This window comes from Saccharopolyspora sp. MMCC62 (genome assembly GCF_057736575.1).
This window is the reverse complement of record NZ_JBYKCM010000017.1, coordinates 1-21,838: the sequence shown is the minus strand read 5'-3', so window position 1 is coordinate 21,838 and position 21,838 is coordinate 1. Positions and strand designations below refer to the sequence as shown.

Genomic DNA, 21,838 nt, shown 5'->3' with positions numbered 1-21,838 from the left:
ATCATTGTTCTCCTGTCATGGCGGAATCGACTGCGCTGCGGAAGCTGGACCAGGTGGTGCGGAAGGTGGCCAGCGCCGTGCGGCCCTCCGCGGTGAGCGCGTAGTAGCGGCGCGGCGGGCCGGAGGTGGACTTCACCTGGCTGGTCTCCACGAGGCCCTGCCGCCGGAGGCGCGCGAGCAGCGGGTACAGCGTCCCCTCGCTCTGCAGCAGGATGTCGTGCTCGCCGAGCCTGCGCGCGATCTCGAGGCCGTACAGCGGCTCGACGTCGATCATCGCGAGGATGCAGTACTCCAGCACCCCGCGGCGCAAGTGGGTGAGCACGCCGCTCTCGTCTAGAACCATGCCACGCAAGGTACCGGCAAGATCGGCGGAGCGCAAAGCCGGCCCGGCCCGGGTGCGCTGGAGCGGCGGCGAATCGGATCGTCCACATCGGACTCGCCGCTGGTGAGCGCACGGCCGGAGTTCTGCTACGCGGCGCGGTCGGCCAAGTAGGCGAGGTGGTGCGACGTCGCGAACGCGGGCGGCTTGCTCGTCGCGCCGAGCCCGCTGCCCCGGCCTTCGGCGGCATCGAGGATGTTCCGGTCGCCCCAGGAGAAGTCGGGACCCGCGTACTCGTCGGATTCGACGAGGTTCCGGCACACCGACCGCACGGTGCGCGCCCGTCCGCCCTCCGCTTCCGCTGCGCCGTCCGGAACCGGTAGCCGTTCCCGCGAGTACAGCCAGTGGTCCGGGCAGGAGTACCGGAGGGCGACGTGCTTGCCACCCCACGAGTCGCCGATCACCGGATGCGCGACGCCGTAGTCGCCGAAGCGGAGGCCGCTGCGCCCGTCCTCTGCCAGTGCCCGCCACAGCCGCTCCTCGACTCGCGGCTGCGCCCAGAGCGAGGTGCGGTCGAGCGACCGGGGGATGGAGCCGCTCAGCACGCTGACCGAGCGGAACGGCCCGCACCCGGCGGCGACGTCGACCGCGGCGGCGGCCCGCTCGACGACCCGCGCGGGCAGCTCCGGCAGGTAGCCGAGATCGACGATGAGATCGAGTTCGCCCGGCTCGACCCGCAGCCGGTCGAGCAGCAGCCCCACCCGCTCCGCCGCGGCCGTCCGGATCCGCAGCGCGCCACCCGCGCCGAGCTCGTGGCAGAGGCGGCCGAGCCCGGCGAGCTCGGCGTCGGTCGCGGCATCGCGGACGACTGGGACGAAGGGAACCGGCACCTGCTCGTCGAACAGGTCCACCGGGTGTGCCAGCCGGTCGGCCAGCTCCCCGAGCGCGCCCGCCGGACCTGGGCCGAACCCGGATGCGCCGGCCACCTCGGCGGCGTCGACCATGATCGCGCGGCCGAGTCCGTGCAGCCGCCGCGCCACCGCCTCCACCTCGTCCAGCTGACCCGCCGGTGCCGTCCCGTTCGGGACGAACTCGAGCAGCGGCTGCAGGCACTCGACGTCCGCCCGCCCGTCCACGGCGTGCAGCGCGGCGAACTCGCCCTGCTTCGCGCGCAGCACGACCAGCGCGCCGAACTCCCCGGAGGTGGTCACCGACGCTCCCTCCGTCGACGGCGAAGCCATCAGCCCCACCCAGCCAAGCAGCTCGATCACCGCGCGGCATCCGCCGCGAGCGTGACGTCCGGCGGCGCGGGGCCGGGTGGGCGGTTCGCTCAGCCGGGCAGCAGGTTCTGCACGGTGACGTCGAGCTTCGCCAGCCGGGTGGAGGAGTTCGGGCCGAGGAACGCCGCCAGCCGGGGCGCCAGGTCCGCGCAGGCCGCGCGCAGCGGGTCGACCAGGCGCAGCAGCGCCCGCTCCGGCAGGCGGCTCTCGTGTCCGGCGATGGAGATCGAACCGATCGGGGCGCCGTCCTCCGGGTCGAACAGCGGCGCGGCGATCCCGTTCAGCGCCGGGTGGTTGTCGCTGAACGACAGCGCGAAACCGGTGTCGCGGATGCGGGACAGCCGCGCCCGCAACCCGCGGGGCTTCGGCGTCCCGGCGCTGCGCAGCACTTCGCGGGCCTGCTCCGGCGGCAGGAACGCCAGGATCGACGTGCCCCCGCACCCCGAGGTCAGCGGTGAGCGCTCGCCGACGGTGCCGCCCTGGCGTTCCGGGTTGCGCGGCGGGTCCTCGGAGAGGATCACCACCCGGTGGGTGCCGCTGCGCAGGTGCAGGTGGGTGGTCTCCGCGGCCTCCGCCGCCAGCCGGGCCATCGTGGGCCGGGCCAGCCGCAGCAGCGCCGGACGCGGCCCGATCAGCGAGGACAGCGCCACCGCGCGGCTCCCGATGCGGTAACCGCTGCGGCCGACGTGGTCGACGTAGCCCTCCTCCTGCAGCACCCGCAGCGAGCGGTAGGCCTTCGACTTGCCCAGCCCGGCCTCGGCCGCCACCACGTCCAGGTTCGCCGGTTGTTCGAGCCCGGCCAGCGCTTCGAGCACGTGCAGCACGCGCGCCGGTCCGGACAGCTCCTCGCCCATCCCGCCACCCCCGTTGGTTGCAGATGCTGCCACTCCGCTTGGAGATGCTGCCACGGCTCGCCGACGCTGTGGAACCACCGGCCGCCCGCGGCCGGCGGTGCGAAACCGGCACGGCGAACCCAGGAGTGCTGATGACGAGCTCACCGCGGAGCATGGCGCTGATCGCGTTCCTCCAGGCGCAGAACTGCTCCAACTACGTCGGGTCGTGGCGCGCGCCCGGCTCGGCGAGCGACTTCCTCACCGCGGACTACTTCACCCGCATCGCCCGCACCTTGGAGGACGGCGGCTTCGACCTCGCCTTCTTCGACGACCGGCTGGCGATGCCCGACATCTACCGGGGCGACCACGAACTCGCCGTCCGGCACGGGATCCGCTCGGTCAAGATGGACCCGACGGTGGTGATGCTGGCGATGGCGATGGCCACCCGGCACCTCGGCGTCGCCGCCACCTACTCGACGACGTACTACGAGCCGTTCCACATCGCCCGGCACTTCGCCACCGCCGACCTGATGACCGGCGGGCGCACCGGGTGGAACATCGTGACCTCGCTGAACGATTCGGAGGCGGCGAACTTCGGCCGCACCGAGCACCTCGACCACGACCTGCGCTACGAGCGCGCCGACGAGTTCGTCGACATCGTCACGCGCATGTGGGACACGTGGGAACCGGACGCGCTGCTCGTCGACAAGCGCAGCGGCGAGTTCGCCGACCCGGCGAAGGTGCACCGGCTCGACCACGACGGCCGGTTCTTCACCTCGCACGGCACGTTCCCCGTGCCGCGCTCCCCGCAGGGCAGGCCGGTGCTGTTGCAGGCCGGGGCCAGCGGGCGCGGCCAGGAGTTCGCGGCGCGCTGGGCCGACGTCATCTTCACCCACTTCGCGAACGTCGAATCCGGCAGCCGCACCTACACCCGGCTGCGCCAGGGCATCGCGGACGCGGGCCGCGACCCGGACTCGGTGGTGATCGCCCCGCTGATCAACGTGGTGACCGCGGAGACCCCGGAGCTCGTGCGGCGCAAGCAGGAGATGCTGGAAGGCCTCGCCCGCGACGAGGACGGGCTGGCGCTGCTGTGCGAGGCGCTCAACACCGACTTCGGCGCCCGCCCCTACGAGGAGCCGTTCACCGCCGCGGAACTGCGCGCCATGTCCTACCAGGGGCTGCGCGACCGCGTGATCACGTTGAGCGGCAAGGAGAACCCGTCGGTGCGGGACTTCGTGGAGTTCTCCGGCCGCGGGCGGCTGCGGGAGGCCGAGATCGTGTCGGGCACCCCGGAGGTCGTCGCCGACCGGCTGGAGGAGCTGCACGGCACCTGCGGGGACGGGTTCGTCCTCGCCGCCGCCTCGGTGCCCGGCAGCTACGACGACTTCTCCCGGCTCGTCACCCCGGAACTGCGGCGGCGCGGCTTGGTCCGCCCGGACTACGCGGCCACGACGCTGCGCGGCAACCTCGGGCTCCCGGCGGCGGACGGGGCGGTGGCATGAGCGGCGAGTTCACCGTGCTGTCGCCGGTCGGCATGCTCGGCTACGGCTACCGGGAGGCGGACTTCGACGCGTGCGTGGCGGAGGGCGTGGACGCCATCGTCGTCGACTCCGGGTCGACCGATCCGGGCCCGTCCATGCTGGGGCTCGGGCACACCCTGGTCACCGAGGAGTCCTACCTGCGCGACCTGCGCCCCATGGTGCGCGCCGTGCACCGGTACCGGATCCCGCTGCTCATCGGCTCGGCGGGCGGCGCGGGCACCGACGAGCAGGTCGACGGCATGGTGGCGCTGCTGGGCCGCATCGCCGCCGAACAGGGCATCTCGCTGCGCGTGGCGGCGATCTACTCGCAGGTGCCGCACGAACTGGTGCGGGATCGGCTGGCGCAGGGCCGGATCGAGCCGAACGTGCGCGGCGAACGGCCCACCGAGTCCGATGTGGACGACACGGTCGCGGTGGTGGCGCAGATCGGCGCCGAACCCTTCGAGGAGGCGCTGTCCGAACCGGTGGACGTCGTCGTCGCCGGGCGGGCCTACGATCCCGCGCCGTACGCGGCCTTCCTCGTGCCGCGCGGGGTCGAACCCGGAATCGCCTGGCACCTCGGGAAGATCCTGGAATGCGGCGGGGTGTGCGCGGAACCGAAGGGCGGCGGCGCGGTGGCCACCGCCCGCGCCGACTCCTTCGACATCCGGCCGATGGGGCCCGAGCAGCGCTGCACCCCGCTGTCGGTGGCCGCGCACACCCTCTACGAGAACAGCAGGCCCGACCTGCTCGCCGGGCCCGGCGGAGTGCTCGACGTGAGCGGCTGCGACTACGAGCAGCTCGACGAGCGCACCGTGCGAGTCCGCGGCAGCCGGTTCGAACCCACCGAGCGGCGGCTGCTCAAGCTGGAAGGCGCCAAGATCACCGGACACCGCTGCACGTTCATCGGCGGCATCCACGACCCGGTCCTCATCGGACAGCTCGACGACTTCCTCGCCCGCGTCGAGGCGGAGACCGCCGAACTGCACCCGGAACTGGCCGCCGGGACCGCGTCGGTGCGCTTCCACGTCTACGGCCGGGACGCGGTGATGGGCGACCGCGAGCCGCATCCCGTGCCGGGCCACGAGGTCGGCGTGCTCGGCGAAGCCGTCGCGCCCACTCCGGAACTGGCGAAGGCCATCTGCACCAGCGCGCGGGTCGGGGTGCTGCACCTGAACTACCCGGGACAGCTGGCCACCGCCGGGAACCTGGCGTTGCCGCTGACCCCGCTGGACAACCCGATCGGACCGGTGTGCGCGTTCAGCCTCTACCACCTGGTGGACGCCGAGGGCATCGAGCACGCCGTGGTGCGCGAGGAGGTCGGCGCATGACCGCGCTGCGCGAACTGGCGAAAGTGGTCCGCAGCAAGAACGCCGGGCCGTACGAGATCACCTTCGACGTGATGTTCTCCGACGAGGCCGTGTTCGCGCGGGTGCGCGACAGCGGCGTGCTCACCCCGGAACGGCTCGCCGCGCTCTACCGCACGAGCGTCGACCAGGTGCGGGTGTGCACGTTCTTCGCGCCCGCGCTCGCCTTCAAGCTCACGCTGGTCCGGCCGGGCGCCCAGGGCGGCGCGGGGGAGCGGGACACCTTCGGCGCCCAGCAGCACGCGCCGCTGCTCGACCTGGAGGTGCCCGCATGAGCGGCCCGCCGCTGCACCCGGTGCGGGACACCACCGCGCTGCGGGAGGTGTTCGGCACGGTGCCCGCCGGGGTGCTCGCGGTGTGCGGGCTGGACGGCGAACCGGTCGGCATGGCCGCCAGCAGCTTCACCTCCGTGTCGCTGGACCCGCCGCTGGTGTCGGTGTGCGTGCAGCGCACCTCCACCACCTGGCCACGGCTGGCCGGGTTGCCGGGTCTCGGGCTGAGCGTGCTCGGCGCCCGGCAGGGCGAGCTCAGCCGCAGGCTCGCCGCGCGCGGCGCCGACCGGTTCGCCGGGGTGCGCTGGAGCACCACCGACCGCGGCGCGGTCCTCGTCGAGGACGCCGCCGCCTGGTTCGAGTGCACCCCGCACGACGAACTGCCCGCCGGGGATCACCGCATCGTGCTGCTGCGGGTGCTGGCCACCGGCATCGCCGCCGATGCCGAACCGCTCGTGTTCCACGGCGGCACCTACCGATCGCTGCTACCCGGCTGACCCCGCCCCGCGCCGCAGTCCCGTGCTCAAAGGAGAGTCATGGACGGCACCACCGCATCCGACCGGAACCTGCTGGTCGCCCGCCTGGACCGGCTACCGCACACCACCCGCTCGCACCGCACCTGGATGGTGCTGCTCGGCGCCCTGTTCATCGCCGACCTGGCCGACCTGAACGTGCTGTCCTACGCGGCGCCCGCGATCCGCGAGCAGTGGGGCCTGTCGGTGCAGCAGATCGGCCACCTCACCTCGCTGTCGTTCCTCGGCATGTTCGCCGGGGCACTCGCCGGGGGACGCCTCGCCGACCGGTTCGGTCGCAGGCGCGTCGTGATCGGGGCGACGGTGTTCTACGCGGCGGCCTCGCTGCTGTGCGCGCTCGCGCCGAACTTCGCGCTGCTCGGCGTGTTCCGGCTGCTCAGCGGACTGGGGGTGCAGGCCGTGACCGGGGTGCTCATCGTCTACATCGCCGAGATGTTCCCGCAGCGGCGGCGCGGGCGGATCCAGGCGCTGATGCTCGGGATCGGGCTGCTGGGCGTGCCGTTCATCGCAGGCGCCGCCCGGCTGCTGGTGCCGCTGGGCGACTCGTCCTGGCGGTGGATGTTCGTGGTCGCGGCCGTCGGCCTGGTGCCCGCCGCCGTGGCCTGGTTCGCGCTGCCCGAATCGGCCCGCTGGCTGCTGGTGCAGGACCGGGAGGCCGAAGCGGAGCGGATCATCGCCCGGCTGGAGCGGGAGGCCGGGCTCGCCCCCGACCAGGACGTGGTCCGCGCCGCCGAACAGGACGTCGCCCGCACTGCCGCCCCGGACCGCGGCCCGGACCGCGCCCCGCTCGCGGCCCTGTTCCGCGGCCGCACCCGTCGCACCACCACCGTCACCTCGATGGTGATGGTGTTCCACATCCTCGGGTTCTACGGGTTCAACGCGTGGGTGCCGACGCTGCTGGTCGAGCAGGGCTACAGCCACGAGACGACGCTGACCATCACCACCGTCTTCGCGATCGCCCCGTTCGCCGGGGCGCTGGCGGGCACCCTCGTCGCGGACCGCTGGGAGCGCAAGACCGTCAGCCTGGTGCTGGCCGCGAGCAGCGCCGCCGCGATCGGGCTGTTCGCCGTCGGCCAGCAGCTGTGGCTGGTGGTGCTCGGCGGATTCCTCGCGACCCTGCTGCTGCAGACCAACACCGCCGTGCTCTACAGCTACCTGCCGGAGGTGTTCCCGACCGCGCTGCGCGGCGCCGGGGCCGGGCTGGCCAACGGGATGGGGCGGCTCGCGGGCACCGTCAACGGGGTGCTCATCGCGGCGGTGTTCGCCGTGTTCGGGTTCAGCGGCGCGTTCCTCGCCGCGGCGCTGTTCATCCTGTGCCAGGGTCTGGTGCTGTTCACCTTCGGCGAGCGGACCACCGGCCGCCGCCTCACCGACACCGTCGACGACGAACTCGCGGAGGAACGCGCATGACCTCGACGATCACCGCCGCCGTGCTGCGCGGGCCCGGTGGCGAACCCGGCGCCGCACCGGACTTCGGGCGGCTGGCCGCCGAGCAGGTGCTGCTGGACGAACCGGGCGACGGGGAAGTGCTGGTGGACGTGCACTTCGCGTCGCTGTGCCACTCCGACCTGTCGGTGCTCACCGGCGACCGCCCGCGGCCGCTGCCGATGGTGCTGGGCCACGAGGCGGCCGGGGTGGTGGCGAGCACCGGGCGCGCGGTGAGCTCGGTGCGGCCCGGCGACCCGGTGGTGTTCACCTACGTCGCCGCGTGCGGGCGCTGCGAGTTCTGCCGGGAAGGCCGGCCGGTGCTGTGCTCCCGCGCGCACGCCGCGAACGGGGCCGGTGAGCTGGCCGGCGGCGGGCGGCGGCTGCGCGCGGCGGACGGCTCGCCGATCCACCACCACCTCGGGGTCTCCGCGTTCGCGACCCGGGCGGTGGTCGACGCGGACTCGGTGATCCCGGTGCCGCGCGGCACCGACCTGCGCAGCGCGGCGCTGCTGGGCTGCGCGGTGAGTACCGGCGTCGGCGCGGTCTGCCACTCGGCGCGGGTCGGGCTCGGCGAATCGGCGGCGGTGTTCGGCTGCGGCGGGGTGGGGCTGGCCGCGGTGCTGGGGCTGCGGGCCGTCGGCGCCGCACCGATCATCGCCGTCGACCTGCACGAGGCGAACCGGGCGCGGGCCCGGGAGCTCGGCGCGGACCACGTGTTCCCCGCCGACGAGGCGAGCATCGCGGCGATCCGCGAGCTCACCGGCGGCGGGGTGCGGCACGCCATCGAGGCCGCCGGGGCCGTACCGGCCGTGGACTCGGCGTACCGCTGCCTGCGCCGCGGCGGACGGCTCACCACGGTCGGGCTGGCGAACCCGGCGGCGCGCTGGCCGGTGCCGCCCGCCGAGCTCGTCGCGCACGACATCACCGTCGCGGGCAGCTACCTCGGTTCCGGATCACCGCAGCGCGACGTGCCCCGGTTCGCCGAGCTGCACCGCGCCGGTCGGCTGCCGGTGGACCGGCTCGCCGGGGACGGCTCGATCCGGCTGGCCGAGATCGGCGCGGGGATGGCGCAGCTGCACGCCGGGTACCCCGGCCGCATCGTCGTCGACCTGACCGAGGAGGGCACCGCGCGATGACCTACGAGCTGTACGCGCTGCGCTACGGCGTCGGCCCGCGGACCGCACCGGAGAACTACGCGCCCACGCCCGGGTTCCGCTACCCCGAGACCGACCAGTCGCTGCACTGCTTCTGCTGGCTCGCCGTCTCCGCGGAACGGGCGGTGCTGATCGACGTGGGCGCCGACGAGGCGACCGCGCGCGGCCTCGACTACGAGCGGAACCCGGCGGATTCGGTGCGCCGCCTCGGGATCGATCCGGCCGCGATCACCGACGTGGTGCTCACCCACCTGCACTGGGACCACGCCGGGAACCTCGGTGCGTTCCCCGGCGCGACCTTCCACGTCGCGCGGGCCGAACTGGCCTACGCGACCGGGCCGTCGATGCAGCACCGGTTCCTGCGCCGCCCCTACGATCCGGCGAACGTGTGCGAGGTGGTCGCGCTGCTGCACCAGGGCCGGGTGCGGTTGCGGGAGGGCGAGTACGAAGTGGCGCCCGGCATCACCGCGCACCCGGCGGCCGGGCACACCCCGGGCTGCCAGGCGGTGCGGGTGCCGACCGCGCGCGGGCACGTGGTGCTCGCCTCCGACGCGCGGCACTACCTGGACAACCGGGTCGGCGGGGAGTCGGCTGCGGGTGCGCCGTTCTCGGTGGTGGTGCGCAGCGACGAGTACTGCGACACCTCGCAGCGGCTCGACGAGCTCGCCGACGGCCCGGACCACGTGGTGCCCGGCCACGACCCGGCCGTCTCGCACCGCTACCCGCCGGCGGACCCGGCGGACCCGCTGATCCGCCGCCTCGACGTCGACCCCGCCCCGCATCCAGCGAGGTGAGCGGCCCACCCGCCCAACAGGAACGGGCGAATGGGCCACTCACCGGGGACGTCAGTTGAGCTTGCGGGTGCCTTCGGGGAGACCGCCACCGGCGTAGACGTCCTCGGTGAGCTCGGCCAGCGCGGTCAGCGCCACGTTCTGGCTCCACGGGCCGTAGGACACCCGGGACACGCCGAGCCGCTGCGCGGTCTCCAGCGGCACCGAACCGGGCACGCCGATGATGTTCACCTTGCGCTCGCCCAGTTCCGCGACGAGCCGGGAGATCTGCTCCTCGGTGAGCTTGCCGGGCACGAAGACGTTCGACGCCCCCGCGTCCAGGTACGCCCGCCCCCGGGTGATCGCCTCGTCGAGCACCGCCGCCGGATCGCGGTCGCCCGCCTTGAGGAACGCGTCGGTGCGCGCGTTGAGCACGAAGTCCACCCCGGCCGAGCGCGCGGCGGACACCGCGGCCGCCACGGCCCGCACCGACTCGTCCAGCGGTTTCATCTGGTCTTCGAGGTTCGCGCCGACGGCGCCTACGTCGATGGCGCGGGCGATGGTGCCGCCCGGGTCGCCGTACCCGGCCTCCAGGTCCGCGGTCACCGGCAGGTCCCCGGCGACGCGGACGATCAGCCCGACCTCGGCGATCATCTCGTCGCGGGGGATCCGTTCCCCGTCGGGGTAGCCGCGGGAGGCGGCGATGCCGTGGCTCGGGGTGGCCAGCGCCTTCGTGCCCGGCGTCTCGGCCACCACCTTCGCGGTGATCGCGTCCCACGCGTTGACGACGAGCAGCAGTTCGGGTGCCGCGTGCAGTTCCTGCAGCCGTGCGGCCTTCTCAACGGTCGATGCCATGTGGATCAACCTATTCCCCTGCTCGGCCGAGCGCAGCCGTCGGTGCGGTGACCTGCGCGGATCAGCGCACCAGGTCGAAGATGGTGAGGGCGGTGCCCGCGACGAACGCGACGGGGACGCCGATGGCCAGCAGCCGGTGGCGCTTGGTGCGCTCGTCCCGCAGCTGCTGCTCGGTCTTGGCGGCGATGATGAAGTGCCCCTTCTCCTGCGGCTTGCCGAGCACCAGCGGGCCGATGGCGTCGTGCACCTCGCCGAGGGTGTAGAGCCGGGTGCCGGGGCGGATCAGCCACTCCTTGTAGCGCATCCCGATCGTGGAGTTCTGGTTGCCGAAGCTGAACCCGCCGAGCTGGAAGCCGAATCCGCCGCCACCGCCGCCGTGCGGTTCGAACCGCTCGACCGACTGCTCGACGCCCTCGGGTTTCGTGCCCGCCGGGGCGATCCCGATGGTGCGGCCCTGCTCGTCGATCAGCGCGTAGCCCTCTTCGGAGGTGTGCTCGGAGACCGTTTCGGTCTTGCGGACCCGCCGGGTCCGGCCATCGCGCTGCTCGACCTCCTCGTAGACGCGTTCCACCTGGTAGCGGTACCAGACGCACGGCGATTCGCTGAGCGCCGAGGTGAGCAGGCCTTCGGGGCGGGGGTGGGCGGCGCCGACGACCTCGGCGGTCCTGCGGAACCCGCCGCGGGCGCCGAGCTCATCGGAGATGCGCCGCAGTTCCTCCAGCTCGTCGATGGTGGAGGTCTCGGTGCCGATCATCGCGTGCAGTTCGCTGCGGGTGCGGCGCATCCAGAAGAACCCGGCGACCGCCAAGGCCACCACGACCAATCCCACCAGCCACATGTCCCGCTCCCGCCCTTCGCCCCCACCTCGCGGTCGGAGGTCGTCACCGATCCGCACCGGCGGGCGCGGATCGGAAGTTCCCCTGCAGCACTGGATTCTCGACGATCCTCGTCGGCGGCCCGGCACCGGTTCGGCGATCGGTTCACTCGTTCACCGAAGGTGATCGGCCGTGCACTGCGCGCGACCGAACTCTCGGCGCGGGGCTGGTCGAGGGGTGCGGCGGCGCCGAGATCGACACCTCGCACTGTTGTCCACGAGGTCGGATCGGGGGATCCGGCAGTGGAGGCGTTCGGGCCGGTTCTCGCTCGACGGGTGCACCGGCCCGGAGCGCACGTGGGTGCTCGACCATGCCGCCCCTGGTGCGAGTCCGTCGGCTGCTCCAAGATGGGCGTCGTCCCGGGGATGTGGTGCGCCGCAACGGTCCGATGTGGACCGACTCCGCCGCGAGGCGGCCCCGGTGGGTGTTCCTTCCCCGCCGTCGAGCAAGGGAGATCACGATGCCGAGACCCGTCACGTTGTTCACCGGCCAGTGGGCCGACCTGCCGTTCGAGGAGGTGTGCCGGCTGGCCGCCGGCTGGGGCTACGACGGGCTGGAGATCGCCTGCTCCGGAGATCACTTCGAGGTGGACCGGGCGCTGGCCGAGGACGACTACGTGCAAGGGAGGCTGGACCTCCTCGACGCGCACGGGCTGAAGGTGTGGACGCTGTCGAACCACCTGGTGGGGCAGGCGGTGTGCGACCACCCGATCGACGAGCGGCACCGCGGCATCCTGCCGTCCCGCATCTGGGGGGACGGTGCACCGGAGGGCGTGCGCACCCGCGCGGCGGAGGAGCTGAAGGACACGGCGCGGGCCGCGGCGAAGCTCGGGGTGTCGACCGTCGTCGGGTTCACCGGCTCGTCCATCTGGCACACCGTGGCGATGTTCCCGCCGGTGCCGCCGGAGATGGTGGAGCGCGGTTACGCCGACTTCGCCACGCGGTGGAACCCGATCCTGGACGTGTTCGACGAGGTGGGGGTGCGGTTCGCGCACGAGGTCCACCCGAGCGAGATCGCCTACGACTACTGGACGACGCGCCGCGCGCTGGAGGCGATCGGGCACCGGCCCGCGTTCGGGCTGAACTTCGACCCGAGCCACTTCCTCTGGCAGGACCTGGACCCGGTGACGTTCCTGTGGGACTTCCAGGACCGGATCTACCACGTGGACTGCAAGGAGTCGGTGAAGCAGTTCAACGGGCGCAACGGCCGCCTCGGTTCGCACCTGCCGTGGGCCGATCCGCGGCGCGGCTGGGACTTCGTCTCCACCGGACACGGGGACGTGCCGTGGGAGCCGATCTTCCGCGGGCTCAACGCGATCGGCTATTCCGGCCCGATCTCGGTGGAGTGGGAGGACGCGGGCATGGACCGGATGCTGGGGGCGCCGGACGCGCTCGCGTTCGTGCGGAAGCTGGCGGCGATCGAACCGCCCGAGGTCGCCTTCGACGCCGCGTTCAGCACCGAGAAGTAGTCCGTTCGCGGAGCACCGGCGCCGCCGTCACCTCGACGGCGGCGCCGTTCGCCGTTCGGGAGGACGTCACCGGAACCGATGTCCGGTTTGTGTGGAAATGTGCGTTCGGCCCAGTCGGGGAGGGGGCCTTCGGCGCTGCGGCGGTTCGGCGCGATGGAGGGTGGCCCGCTGGTCCGCGATCGGCGGCTCGGGGCGGTGTTCCCGCAGCGTCCGAGCTAGTCCATTGTGGACTGTGCAAGAACTCCGGAGCGGGATCGCGCGTTCGTCGCGCAGCATTCCGGATTCCGCGACGAGCGCCCGAACGGACGCGGCAGGCTGCGGCCGATCGGGCAGCGAACATCCGGGGGACATCGCGGAATCTTCCTTGACCGCAGGAGAAACCGTTCGCCTACTCTGTGACGGACTTCGTACGCTCCGCGCAAGAAGTGGGGTAGTCGGTGCAACCGGAGAACGCACACCAAGCCCGCCTGCTGACGTCGCTGCGGTTCAACGGTGCCCAGGCCGCCGCCGAACTCGCCGCGCAGGTGTCGCTGTCCCGCTCGAAGATCGGGCAGGAGCTCTCCCGGCTGCACGAGCTCGGCTTCGTCGAACGCGCCGGGAAGGCCGTCTCGCAGGGCGGGCGGCGCTCCGGGCTGGTGCAGCTGTCCGGGCGGCTGCGCTTCGTCGGCGTCGACATCGGCGCGACCTCGCTGGACGTCGGGATCACCGACGGGCTGCTGGACCTGGTCGCGCACACCAGCGAAGGCATCGACATCAAGGACGGTCCGGACGTCGTCCTCGGCCGCGCCGCCGACATGATCGACGAGCTCCGGGCCGCCGGGCACCTGCCGGACCTGCACGGGGCGGGCGTCGGGCTGCCCGGGCCGGTGAGCTTCCGGGACGGCTTCACCGTCGCACCGCCGATCATGCCCGGGTGGGACCGCTATCCGGTGCGCGAGTACTTCGCGCGGCGCCTGGACGCGCCGGTGCTGGTGGACAACGACGTGAACCTGATGGCGCTCGGCGAGATGTACCGGGGGCTGGGCCGGTCGGTGCCGGACTTCCTGTTCGTCAAGATCGGCACCGGCATCGGCTGCGGCATCATCACCGGCAACCGGGTGCTGCGCGGCAGCAACGGCAGCGCGGGCGACATCGGGCACATCGCGGTGCGCGACAGCGGACCGGTGTGCGGCTGCGGGCGGACCGGGTGCCTGGAGGCGTGGTTCAGCGGCGCCGCGCTGGCCAGGGACGCGACCGCGTTGGCACGCAGCGGCGAATCACCGGGGCTGCGGGAACTCCTCGCCGGCCGCGAGGTGCTCACCGCGCACGACGTGGGAACCGCGATGCGCCACGGCGACCCGCTGGCGCTCGGCCTGGTGCGCGACGGGGCCAGGCGGCTCGGGCAGGTGCTGGCGGGGCTCGTCAACTTCGCGAACCCCGCGATGATCGTCGTCGGCGGGGGAGTGGCCGGGCTCGGGCACCCGCTGCTGGCCGAAGTGCGCAGCGAGCTCTACCGGCGGTCCACCCCGCTGGCCACCAGCAGCCTCCCGATCGCGCTGTCCGAACTCGGCGAACACGCCGGCGTCGTCGGCGCGGCCGGGCTGATCAGCGACCACGTGATCGGCGGCGCCGCCGCACCGTGACCGGGGCGCCCCGGCGGATCCACCGGCGCGGAGCCCACCGAGCTCCCGCAGCACCACCCGCTACGCGAACCGCTCCGGAATGCACCGCGCACGACAGGAGGACGGGATGAACGCACTCGGTGTCGCCCTGGTGGGTCACGCCTTCATGGGAGTGGTCCACTCGCAGGCGTGGCGGACCGTGGGCCGGGTCTTCGACCTCCCCGCCCGCCCCGAGATGGTGGTGCTGTGCGGCCGCCGCAAGGACGCCGTGCACCACGCCGCCGCCCGGCTCGGCTGGCGGGAGGACAGCGACGACTGGAAGTCCGTGCTGGTCCGCGACGACGTGCACGTAGTCGACATCTGCACCCCGGGCGACAGCCACGCCGAGATCGCGATCCGCGCCCTGGAAGCGGGCAAGCACGTGCTGTGCGAGAAGCCGCTGGCGAACTCCGTCGCCGAAGCCGTCGCCATGACCGAGGCGGCGGAACGCGCCCAGCAGCGGGGGATCCGGGCGATGGTCGGGTTCAACTACCGGCGGGTGCCCGCCCTCGCACTGGCCCGCACGCTCATCGAGCAGGGCAGGCTGGGGCGCATCCGGCACGTGCGGGCGCAGTACCTGCAGGACTGGCTGCTCGACCCGCAGGCCCCGCTCACCTGGCGGCTGCAGGCCGAACGGGCCGGTTCCGGGGCGCTCGGCGACCTCGGCGCGCACCTGGTGGACCTCGCGCAGTACCTGCTCGGCGACGACGTCGTCAGCGTCTGCGGCCTCGTCGACACCTTCGTCGCCGAACGTCCCCTCGACGCGGGCGCCGACCGGACCGGACCGGTCACCGTGGACGACGCGACGATGTTCACCGCCCGGTTCGGCGAGGGCGCGCTCGGCACCTTCGAAGCGACCCGGTACGCCGCGGGCCGCAAGAACGGGCTGCGCATCGAGATCAACGGCAGCGCGGGCAGCCTCGCGTTCGACTTCGAGTCGATGAACGAGCTGTCCTTCTACGACGCCACCGAGGACGCGGCCACCGCGGGGTTCCGCCGCATCCTCGCGACCGAAGCCGACCACCCGTACCTGCGGGCCTGGTACCCACCGGGCCACGTGCTCGGCTACGAGCACACCTTCACCCACCAGCTGCGGGACTTCGTCACCGCCATCGGCGACGGCACCGCGCCCAGCCCGGACTTCGCCGCCGGGCTGCGGGTGCAGCGGGTGCTCGACGCGGTGCAGCGCAGCGCTGCCGACCACAGCAGGTGGATACCGGTCGGAGGGGCCAGATGACGCAGCCGTGGACGGCCGAGGCGCTGGTGATGTCCGGCATCGTGAAAGAGTTCCCGGGCGTGCGCGCCCTGGACGGGGTGGACCTGCGGGTCCGCGCGGGCGAGGTGCACTGCCTGCTCGGGCAGAACGGCGCCGGGAAGTCCACGCTGATCAAGGTGCTGGCCGGTGCGCACCCGGCGGACGGCGGCACGATCCGATGGCTCGGCACGGACTTCGCGCCCGGCTCCCCGGCGGGCGCGCTGCGGCGCGGCATCGCCGCCGTGCACCAGGAACTGGACCTGGTGCCGGGGTTGAGCGTCGCCGAGAACATCTTCCTCGGCGACGAGCCCGCCCTCGCCGGGTTCATCCGCCGCGGCCGGGCGCGCGCCGGGGCGACCCGGCTGCTGACCCGGCTGGGACATCCGGAGATCGACCCGGACGGGGAGGTCGGGAACCTGCCCGCGGCGGCGCGGCAGCTCGTGTCGCTGGCCAGGGCACTGCGGTACGAGGCGCGGCTGATCGTGCTGGACGAGCCCACCGCCGCGCTGTCCGCCGGCGAGGTGGACAACCTGTTCCGCGTCATCGGCGAACTCACCGCCGACGGCGTCGCCGTCGTCTACATCTCGCACCGCATGGCCGAGATCCGCCGCATCGCCGACCGCGTGACCGTCATCAAGGACGGCGCCACCGTCGCCGCCGGGCTCCCGGTGGCGGAGGTGACCACCGGCGAACTCGTCGCCCTCATGACCGGCGGCGCGCCACCGGAGGTCGAAGCCGCGGGCGGCACCGCCACCGAACGGCCGGTGCTGGAGGTGCGCGGGCTCGGGCGCCGCGGTGAGTTCGCGGACGTGAGCTTCACCGCGCACGCGGGCGAGATCGTCGGTCTCGCCGGGCTCGTCGGCTGCGGTCGCAGCGAACTGCTGGAGACCGTTTTCGGCGCCAGGACACCGGATTCCGGTGAGGTGCGGGTCGACGGGCGCCGGGTGCGGCCCGGTTCCGTCCCGGCGGCCGTGGCGGCCGGCATCGGCCTCACCCCCGAGGAGCGCAAGAGCCAGGCGCTGCTCCCGCAGCTGCCGCTGGCCGCGAACGTCACCCTCGCCGCGCTGGCCCGGTTCAGCCGGTTCGGGTTCACCGACCGCGCCGCGGAGATCGCCGCGACCCGGCAGGTGGTGGACCGCCTCCAGCTGCGGCCCGGCGACCCGCACCGGCCGATCGGCGCGTTCTCCGGCGGCAACCAGCAGAAGGCCGTCATCGGCCGGTGGGTGCTGCGCGGCTGCCGCGCGCTGCTGCTGGACGAACCGACCCGCGGCGTCGACGTCGGGGCGCGCGCCGAGCTGTACGCGCTGGTGCGGGCGCTCGCCGCCGACGGCCTCGCGGTGGTGGTCGTCTCCAGCGACCTCCCAGAGGTGCTGGCGCTGGCCGACCGGGTGCTGGTGCTGCGCGACGGCACCGCGGTGCGCACCGCCGACGCCGCCGAACTCACCGAATCCGACGTGCTGGACCTCGTCGTGGAGGGTGCGCGATGACCGAGCAGGCTCGCACCACCCCGACCCGCCCCTCCCGGCTGACCCGCTGGTGGGCGCGCGCCGACATCCGGCTGACCGCGCTGGTGTTCGTCCTCGTCGGACTGTGCGCGGTCGGCTACGCCACCCGGCCGGACGCGTTCCTGACCGAGGGCAACATCTCCACCGTGCTGCGGCTGGCCGCCGCGATCGGCGTGGTCAGCATCGGCATGACCTTCGTGATCTCGGCGGGCGGCATCGACCTGTCCGTCGGCTCGATGGTCGCGCTGAGCAGCGTGTGGATGACCACCTGGGCCACCCAGTCGTACGGGGCGTTCGCGATGGTCGGCTGCGCGCTGCTCGTCGGCACCGGGTGCGGGCTGGTCAACGGGCTGCTCGTCGCCTACGGGCGGGTGGTGCCGTTCATCGCGACGCTGGCGATGATGGCCTCCGCGCGCGGCCTGGCCGAGCGGATCAGCGGCAGGCAGACGCAGGTCGTCGAGGTCCCGGCGTTCGGCGCCGCGTTCCAGGCCGACCTGCTGGGCGTGCCGGTGCTGATCTGGATCTTCGCCGCCGTGTTCGCGGGCGGCTGGACGCTGCTCAACCGGACCACGTTCGGGCGGCGCACGCTGGCCGTCGGCGGCAACGCCGAAGCGGCGCGGCTCGCGGGGATCGACGTGCGGCGCCACCTCGCCCTGGTGTACGCGCTCGCCGGGTTCTGCTGCGCCATCGCCGCGATCATGGTGGTGGCGCGCACGACCTCCGGGGCGTCCACCAACGGCCTGTACTACGAGCTGGACGCGATCGCCGCCGTCGTCATCGGCGGCACGCTGCTCGCCGGTGGGCGCGGCAGCATGACCGGCACCGTGATCGGGGTGCTGATCTTCACGACGTTGAGCAACGTGTTCACGCTCAACAACCTCGAAACCGACGTTCAGAACATCGTCAAGGGCGCGATCATCGTGCTCGCCGTGCTGCTGCAGGCCCGCACGCGGCGCCGCGGCACCGCACTCCGCTGAATCCCTCCTCGCCTCCCGGAGACCGCCATGTCCGCAACTCCTCGTCGTGGATTCCTGTTCGGCACCGGCGCACTCGGCGCGACCGCGCTGCTGACCGGATGCCTCGCGAACGATCCGCCGCAGCAGCAACGACCGGCCGCCGTCGCCGCCGGAGGCGACGGCGCGGCCCCCGGCGCCCCGGTGACCATCGGGTTCTCCGCGCCCGCCGCCGACCACGGCTGGATGGCCGCCATGACCACCAACGCCCGCGCGCAGGCCGAAGCGCTGCCGGACGTCATGTTCCGCCCCACCGAGGGCAGCAGCGACGTCAACCAGCAGATCGCCCAGGTCGAGACGCTGATCAACGAACAGGTCGACGTGCTGGTGATCCTGCCCACCGACGGCAAGGCGCTCACCGACGTGGCGCGCCGGGCCACCCGCGCCGGCATCCCGGTGGTCAACGTGGACCGCGTCTTCGACTCCGCCGACGCCTACCGGGTGTGGATCGGCGGGGACAACCACGGCATGGGCGTCAACGCCGCCGAGCACATCGCCGCCGAACTGGGGCGCCGCGGCGTCACCGACCCGGTCGTCGCCGAGATCGCGGGCACCGACTCGCTGCCGCTCACCCAGGAGCGCAGCGCCGGGTTCCGGGACGGGCTCGCCCGGCACGGCATCCGGGTGGCGCGCCGGGTCGCCGCCGACTTCACCGCCGAATCCGGGGAGCGGCAGGCGACGAACCTGCTGCAGGCCGCGGCACGGCTGGACGCGGTGTGGAACCACGACGACGACCAGGGCATCGGCGTGCTCGCCGCGGTGCAGGCCGCCGGGCGCGACGACTTCTTCCTCGTCGGCGGCGCCGGTTCGCGCAACATGATGGACCGCATCAAGGCCGGGGACGGCGTGGTGCAGGCGACGGTCCTCTACAACCCGTCGATGTGCTCCTCGGCGATCTCGCTGGCCCGGCTGCTCGGCCAGGCGCGCGGGATGTCCGACCTGGCCGAGCACGAGATCCCCCGCACCATCACCACCTACTCGGCCGTGGTGACCCGGGCGAACGTCGACCAGTACCTCGACGTCGGCTTTGCCTCGTGAGCGAAAACCCTCCGGTGAACCGGAATTCCCGACGTCCGGCGGCTTCCGCACCGCCACCGGGCGAACCACCCGACCCGTCCCGGCACCGCCGCCGGGACCGCGAACGATGAGGAGCCTCCCGGTGCGATTACCCAGATCGGTCGCCTGCGCGACCTTCGCGGCCGTGACCGCGGCCGCCCTGACCATCCCGCCCGCCACCGCCGGACCACCGGCGGACGCGGCGTTCGACCAGATCACGCTCGCCAGTGGTGAGACCAAGCTGGGCGAGCCGATGGCGCTGGCCGTGCTGCCCGACCGGCGCGTGCTGCACACCTCCCGCGACGGCGACGTCTTCCTCACCACGCCCGACGCCACCACCACGCTCGCCGCGCACCTGCCCGTCTACAACCACGACGAGGACGGGTTGCAGGGCATCGCCGTGGACCCGGACTTCGCGGCGAACCGGTGGGTGTACCTGTACTACGCGCCGCGGCTGGACACCCCGGAGGGCGACGCCCCCGAAGAGGGGACCGCAGCGGACTTCGCGCCGTTCGACGGGCACAACTCGCTGACCCGGTTCCCGCTCGCCGACGACGGCACGCTCGACCTCGACGCCGGGCAGGAGATCCTGCGCGTCCCGGCGAACCGCGGCACCTGCTGCCACGCCGGGGGCGAGATCGACTTCGACGCGGACGGGAACCTGTACCTGTCCACTGGGGACGACACCAACCCGTTCTCCTCGGACGGTTTCGCGCCGATCGACGAACGGCCCGAGCGCAACCCCGCCTTCGACGCGCAGCGCTCCGCGGGCAACACCAACGACCTGCGCGGCAAGATCCTGCGCATCCACGTCGAACCGGACGGCACCTACACCGTCCCGGACGGCAACCTGTTCCCGGCCGGGACCGACCGCACCCGGCCCGAGATCTACGCGATGGGCCTGCGCAACCCGTTCCGGTTCGCCGTCGACGAGCGCACCGGCTGGATCCACCTCGGCGAGTACGGACCCGACGCGGGCGCCGCCGACCCGGACCGCGGACCCGCGGGCATCGTCGAGTACGACCTGATCCGGGAACCGCAGAACCTGGGCTGGCCGTACTGCATCGGCGACAACGAACCGTTCATCGACCACGACTTCGCCACCGGAGAATCCGGCGAGCCGTTCGACTGCGCGGCACCCCGCAACGAGAGCCCGCACAACACCGGGCTCGTCGACCTGCCGCCCGCGCAACCCGCGTGGCTGCCCTACGACGACGACTCGGTCCCCGAACTCGGCGAGGGATCGGAATCGCCGATGGGCGGGCCGGTGTACCACTTCGACCCGGACCTGGACGAGCCGCTGAAGTTCCCGGAGCGCTACGACGGGAAGGTGTTCCACTACGAGTGGGACCGCGGCTGGATCAAGGAGTTCGAGGTCGGGAAGGACGGGGAGCTGGCGGCGATCCGGCCGTTCTTCGACTCGATGGACCTGGTGCGGCCGATGAACGTCGAGTTCGGTCCGGACGGCGCGCTGTACGTGCTCGACTACGGCTCCAGCTACTTCGGCGGCGCGGACGATTCGGCGCTGTACCGCATCGAGCACAGCCCCGACGCGAAGACGCCGCGCCCGCGGCTCGCCGCGGACGTCACCTCCGCCGGGGAGGCGCCGCTGGCGGTCACCTTCGACCCGGCTGGCACCGCGGACCCCGACGGCGGGGAGCTGAGCTACGCCTGGGACTTCACCGACGACGGCGAGGTGGACTCGACCGAACCCGGGCCGGTGTCGTTCACCTACGAGGAGCGCGGCGCGCACACCGCGAAGCTCGCCGTCACCGATGAGACCGGCCGGACCGGGTACGCCAGCGTGCAGATCGTCGTCGGCAACACGCCGCCGCAGGTGCACGTGGAACTCCCGCCCGACGGCGGGGTGTTCGCCTTCGGCGAGGAGGTGCCGTTCCGGGTGAGCGTCACCGACGCCGAGGACGAGCAGATCGACTGCTCCCGGGTCGCCGTCGGCTACGCGCTCGGCCACGACACGCACGCGCACCCGCTCAAGGAGGAACGCGGCTGCGAAGGCGTCATCGAGACCCCGGCCGACGAGGGCCACGGGCTCGACGCCGACCTGTTCGGCGTGCTCACCGCCGACTACACCGACGGCGGTGCCGAAGGCCTGCCGCCGGTGACCGGTACCGGCCGGGTCGTGCTGCAGCCCAAGGAGAAGCAGGCCGAGTTCTTCAGCGAGGCCGACGGCGTCGAGGTCGTGGCGAACCCGGACGCGGCGGGCGGCAGCGAGGTCGGCGCCGTCGACGACGGCGACTGGATCTCGTTCGACCCGGTGGACCTGACCGGGGTCGACCGCATCGGCTACCGCGTAGCGGCGGCCGGGGACGGCGGGGTGATCGAGGTGCGGGCCGGTTCCGCGGACGGGGAACTGCTGCAGACCGTCGAGATCGCGGGCACCGGTGGCGAGCACGTGGACGTGCCGTCGGCTCCGGTGCTCGACCCGGGCGGTTCGGGTGCCCTGTTCTTCGTGTTCCGCGGCGACGGCGCCGAGCTGTTCGCGCTCGACGAGGTGCGGTTCACCGGGGACGGCGTGTCCCGGCCCGTGCCGCCGGACGACCCGTCGGCGCGGGCGCGCGGCGACCGTTGATCAGCGTGGCGGTGGCCGCCCGCGCGGCCCCCCCCCCCCCAGCTCCCGGAGGGGACCAGCTGGGGGCCCCCGCCCGGCCGGGGAGCCCCGGCCTGGGGGTGTTAG

19 protein-coding genes are annotated in these 21,838 nt (G+C 73.2%); 14 read left to right on the top strand and 5 right to left on the bottom strand.

Going from position 1 to position 21,838, the window contains the following annotated elements; all coding sequences use genetic code 11:
- Position 1: 1 nt before the first annotated feature.
- From AC29IT_RS27675 to AC29IT_RS27665, 3 genes are all read right to left on the bottom strand, one after another.
- Complete coding sequence (locus tag AC29IT_RS27675; protein WP_358437271.1) at positions 2-343, bottom strand: PadR family transcriptional regulator; 342 nt, start codon at positions 341-343, stop codon at positions 2-4.
- 125 nt (positions 344-468) lie between these two features.
- Complete coding sequence (locus AC29IT_RS27670; protein WP_488220623.1) at positions 469-1,530, bottom strand: beta family protein; 1,062 nt, start codon at positions 1,528-1,530, stop codon at positions 469-471.
- Positions 1,531-1,649: 119 nt separating this feature from the next.
- Complete coding sequence (locus tag AC29IT_RS27665) at positions 1,650-2,486, bottom strand: IclR family transcriptional regulator (protein ID WP_488220622.1); 837 nt, start codon at positions 2,484-2,486, stop codon at positions 1,650-1,652.
- A gap of 98 nt (positions 2,487-2,584) precedes the next feature.
- On the opposite strand from AC29IT_RS27665, the gene AC29IT_RS27660 reads away from it, so the two are divergent.
- The 7 genes from AC29IT_RS27660 to AC29IT_RS27630 are packed head-to-tail and all read left to right on the top strand — an operon-like array spanning position 2,585 to position 9,500.
- Positions 2,585-3,934 carry an NtaA/DmoA family FMN-dependent monooxygenase gene (locus AC29IT_RS27660; protein WP_358437278.1) on the top strand — a complete coding sequence of 450 codons (1,350 nt, stop codon included), beginning with the start codon at positions 2,585-2,587 and terminating at the stop codon, positions 3,932-3,934.
- Positions 3,931-5,283 carry an acyclic terpene utilization AtuA family protein gene (locus AC29IT_RS27655; protein WP_488220621.1) on the top strand — a complete coding sequence of 451 codons (1,353 nt, stop codon included), beginning with the start codon at positions 3,931-3,933 and terminating at the stop codon, positions 5,281-5,283. Before AC29IT_RS27660 ends, AC29IT_RS27655 begins: the two co-directional genes overlap by 4 nt.
- Complete coding sequence (locus tag AC29IT_RS27650; protein ID WP_488220620.1) at positions 5,280-5,594, top strand: DUF4387 domain-containing protein; 315 nt, start codon at positions 5,280-5,282, stop codon at positions 5,592-5,594. The genes AC29IT_RS27655 and AC29IT_RS27650 overlap by 4 nt, the downstream gene beginning before the upstream one ends.
- Positions 5,591-6,088, top strand: a complete 498-nt coding sequence (locus tag AC29IT_RS27645) for a flavin reductase family protein (RefSeq protein WP_488220619.1) — start codon at positions 5,591-5,593, stop codon at positions 6,086-6,088. Before AC29IT_RS27650 ends, AC29IT_RS27645 begins: the two co-directional genes overlap by 4 nt.
- Before the next feature lie 39 nt (positions 6,089-6,127).
- The gene (locus tag AC29IT_RS27640) at positions 6,128-7,534 is read left to right on the top strand and encodes an MFS transporter (RefSeq protein ID WP_488220618.1); all 1,407 of its coding nucleotides are present in this window, start codon (positions 6,128-6,130) and stop codon (positions 7,532-7,534) included.
- A complete protein-coding gene (locus AC29IT_RS27635; protein WP_358437288.1) occupies positions 7,531-8,688 on the top strand; it encodes a zinc-binding dehydrogenase in 1,158 nt (385 codons plus the stop codon). Before AC29IT_RS27640 ends, AC29IT_RS27635 begins: the two co-directional genes overlap by 4 nt.
- Complete coding sequence (locus tag AC29IT_RS27630) at positions 8,685-9,500, top strand: N-acyl homoserine lactonase family protein (RefSeq protein ID WP_488220617.1); 816 nt, start codon at positions 8,685-8,687, stop codon at positions 9,498-9,500. Before AC29IT_RS27635 ends, AC29IT_RS27630 begins: the two co-directional genes overlap by 4 nt.
- A gap of 51 nt (positions 9,501-9,551) precedes the next feature.
- On the opposite strand, the gene AC29IT_RS27625 is transcribed toward AC29IT_RS27630, so the two are convergent.
- Both AC29IT_RS27625 and AC29IT_RS27620 read right to left on the bottom strand, forming a co-directional pair.
- Complete coding sequence (locus AC29IT_RS27625) at positions 9,552-10,331, bottom strand: isocitrate lyase/PEP mutase family protein (RefSeq protein ID WP_488220616.1); 780 nt, start codon at positions 10,329-10,331, stop codon at positions 9,552-9,554.
- Positions 10,332-10,392: 61 nt separating this feature from the next.
- Positions 10,393-11,169 carry a GIDE domain-containing protein gene (locus AC29IT_RS27620; RefSeq protein ID WP_358437296.1) on the bottom strand — a complete coding sequence of 259 codons (777 nt, stop codon included), beginning with the start codon at positions 11,167-11,169 and terminating at the stop codon, positions 10,393-10,395.
- Between the two features lie 497 nt (positions 11,170-11,666).
- Between AC29IT_RS27620 and AC29IT_RS27615 the strand changes: the two genes are divergently transcribed.
- The 7 genes from AC29IT_RS27615 to AC29IT_RS27585 all read left to right on the top strand — a co-directional run bounded on the left by AC29IT_RS27615 (position 11,667) and on the right by AC29IT_RS27585 (position 21,733).
- The gene (locus tag AC29IT_RS27615) at positions 11,667-12,674 is read left to right on the top strand and encodes a sugar phosphate isomerase/epimerase family protein (RefSeq protein WP_488220615.1); all 1,008 of its coding nucleotides are present in this window, start codon (positions 11,667-11,669) and stop codon (positions 12,672-12,674) included.
- Positions 12,675-13,111: 437 nt separating this feature from the next.
- A complete protein-coding gene (locus tag AC29IT_RS27610; protein WP_488220614.1) occupies positions 13,112-14,296 on the top strand; it encodes an ROK family protein in 1,185 nt (394 codons plus the stop codon).
- A gap of 106 nt (positions 14,297-14,402) precedes the next feature.
- Positions 14,403-15,551, top strand: a complete 1,149-nt coding sequence (locus AC29IT_RS27605) for a Gfo/Idh/MocA family protein (RefSeq protein WP_358437304.1) — start codon at positions 14,403-14,405, stop codon at positions 15,549-15,551.
- Complete coding sequence (locus AC29IT_RS27600) at positions 15,548-17,056, top strand: sugar ABC transporter ATP-binding protein (protein ID WP_488220613.1); 1,509 nt, start codon at positions 15,548-15,550, stop codon at positions 17,054-17,056. Before AC29IT_RS27605 ends, AC29IT_RS27600 begins: the two co-directional genes overlap by 4 nt.
- Entirely contained in the window at positions 17,053-18,051 is a 999-nt protein-coding gene (locus tag AC29IT_RS27595; protein WP_358437309.1) for an ABC transporter permease, read from the top strand. Before AC29IT_RS27600 ends, AC29IT_RS27595 begins: the two co-directional genes overlap by 4 nt.
- Before the next feature lie 27 nt (positions 18,052-18,078).
- Positions 18,079-19,125: a substrate-binding domain-containing protein gene (locus AC29IT_RS27590; RefSeq protein ID WP_488220612.1), complete on the top strand. Its 1,047-nt coding sequence runs from the start codon at positions 18,079-18,081 to the stop codon at positions 19,123-19,125.
- A gap of 121 nt (positions 19,126-19,246) precedes the next feature.
- A complete protein-coding gene (locus AC29IT_RS27585) occupies positions 19,247-21,733 on the top strand; it encodes a PQQ-dependent sugar dehydrogenase (RefSeq protein WP_488220611.1) in 2,487 nt (828 codons plus the stop codon).
- Positions 21,734-21,838: the final 105 nt, after the last annotated feature.

What these genes read in the sequence shown, in the direction of transcription:
- AC29IT_RS27675 (WP_358437271.1), bottom strand. Translation starts at nt 343, where the DNA reads ATGGTTCTAGACGAGAGCGGCGTGCTCACCCACTTGCGCCGCGGGGTG.
- AC29IT_RS27660 (WP_358437278.1), top strand. Translation starts at nt 2,585, where the DNA reads ATGACGAGCTCACCGCGGAGCATGGCGCTGATCGCGTTCCTCCAGGCG.
- AC29IT_RS27655 (WP_488220621.1), top strand. Translation starts at nt 3,931, where the DNA reads ATGAGCGGCGAGTTCACCGTGCTGTCGCCGGTCGGCATGCTCGGCTAC.
- AC29IT_RS27650 (WP_488220620.1), top strand. Translation starts at nt 5,280, where the DNA reads ATGACCGCGCTGCGCGAACTGGCGAAAGTGGTCCGCAGCAAGAACGCC.
- AC29IT_RS27645 (WP_488220619.1), top strand. Translation starts at nt 5,591, where the DNA reads ATGAGCGGCCCGCCGCTGCACCCGGTGCGGGACACCACCGCGCTGCGG.
- AC29IT_RS27640 (WP_488220618.1), top strand. Translation starts at nt 6,128, where the DNA reads ATGGACGGCACCACCGCATCCGACCGGAACCTGCTGGTCGCCCGCCTG.
- AC29IT_RS27635 (WP_358437288.1), top strand. Translation starts at nt 7,531, where the DNA reads ATGACCTCGACGATCACCGCCGCCGTGCTGCGCGGGCCCGGTGGCGAA.
- AC29IT_RS27630 (WP_488220617.1), top strand. Translation starts at nt 8,685, where the DNA reads ATGACCTACGAGCTGTACGCGCTGCGCTACGGCGTCGGCCCGCGGACC.
- AC29IT_RS27625 (WP_488220616.1), bottom strand. Translation starts at nt 10,331, where the DNA reads ATGGCATCGACCGTTGAGAAGGCCGCACGGCTGCAGGAACTGCACGCG.
- AC29IT_RS27620 (WP_358437296.1), bottom strand. Translation starts at nt 11,169, where the DNA reads ATGTGGCTGGTGGGATTGGTCGTGGTGGCCTTGGCGGTCGCCGGGTTC.
- AC29IT_RS27615 (WP_488220615.1), top strand. Translation starts at nt 11,667, where the DNA reads ATGCCGAGACCCGTCACGTTGTTCACCGGCCAGTGGGCCGACCTGCCG.
- AC29IT_RS27605 (WP_358437304.1), top strand. Translation starts at nt 14,403, where the DNA reads ATGAACGCACTCGGTGTCGCCCTGGTGGGTCACGCCTTCATGGGAGTG.
- AC29IT_RS27600 (WP_488220613.1), top strand. Translation starts at nt 15,548, where the DNA reads ATGACGCAGCCGTGGACGGCCGAGGCGCTGGTGATGTCCGGCATCGTG.
- AC29IT_RS27595 (WP_358437309.1), top strand. Translation starts at nt 17,053, where the DNA reads ATGACCGAGCAGGCTCGCACCACCCCGACCCGCCCCTCCCGGCTGACC.
- AC29IT_RS27590 (WP_488220612.1), top strand. Translation starts at nt 18,079, where the DNA reads ATGTCCGCAACTCCTCGTCGTGGATTCCTGTTCGGCACCGGCGCACTC.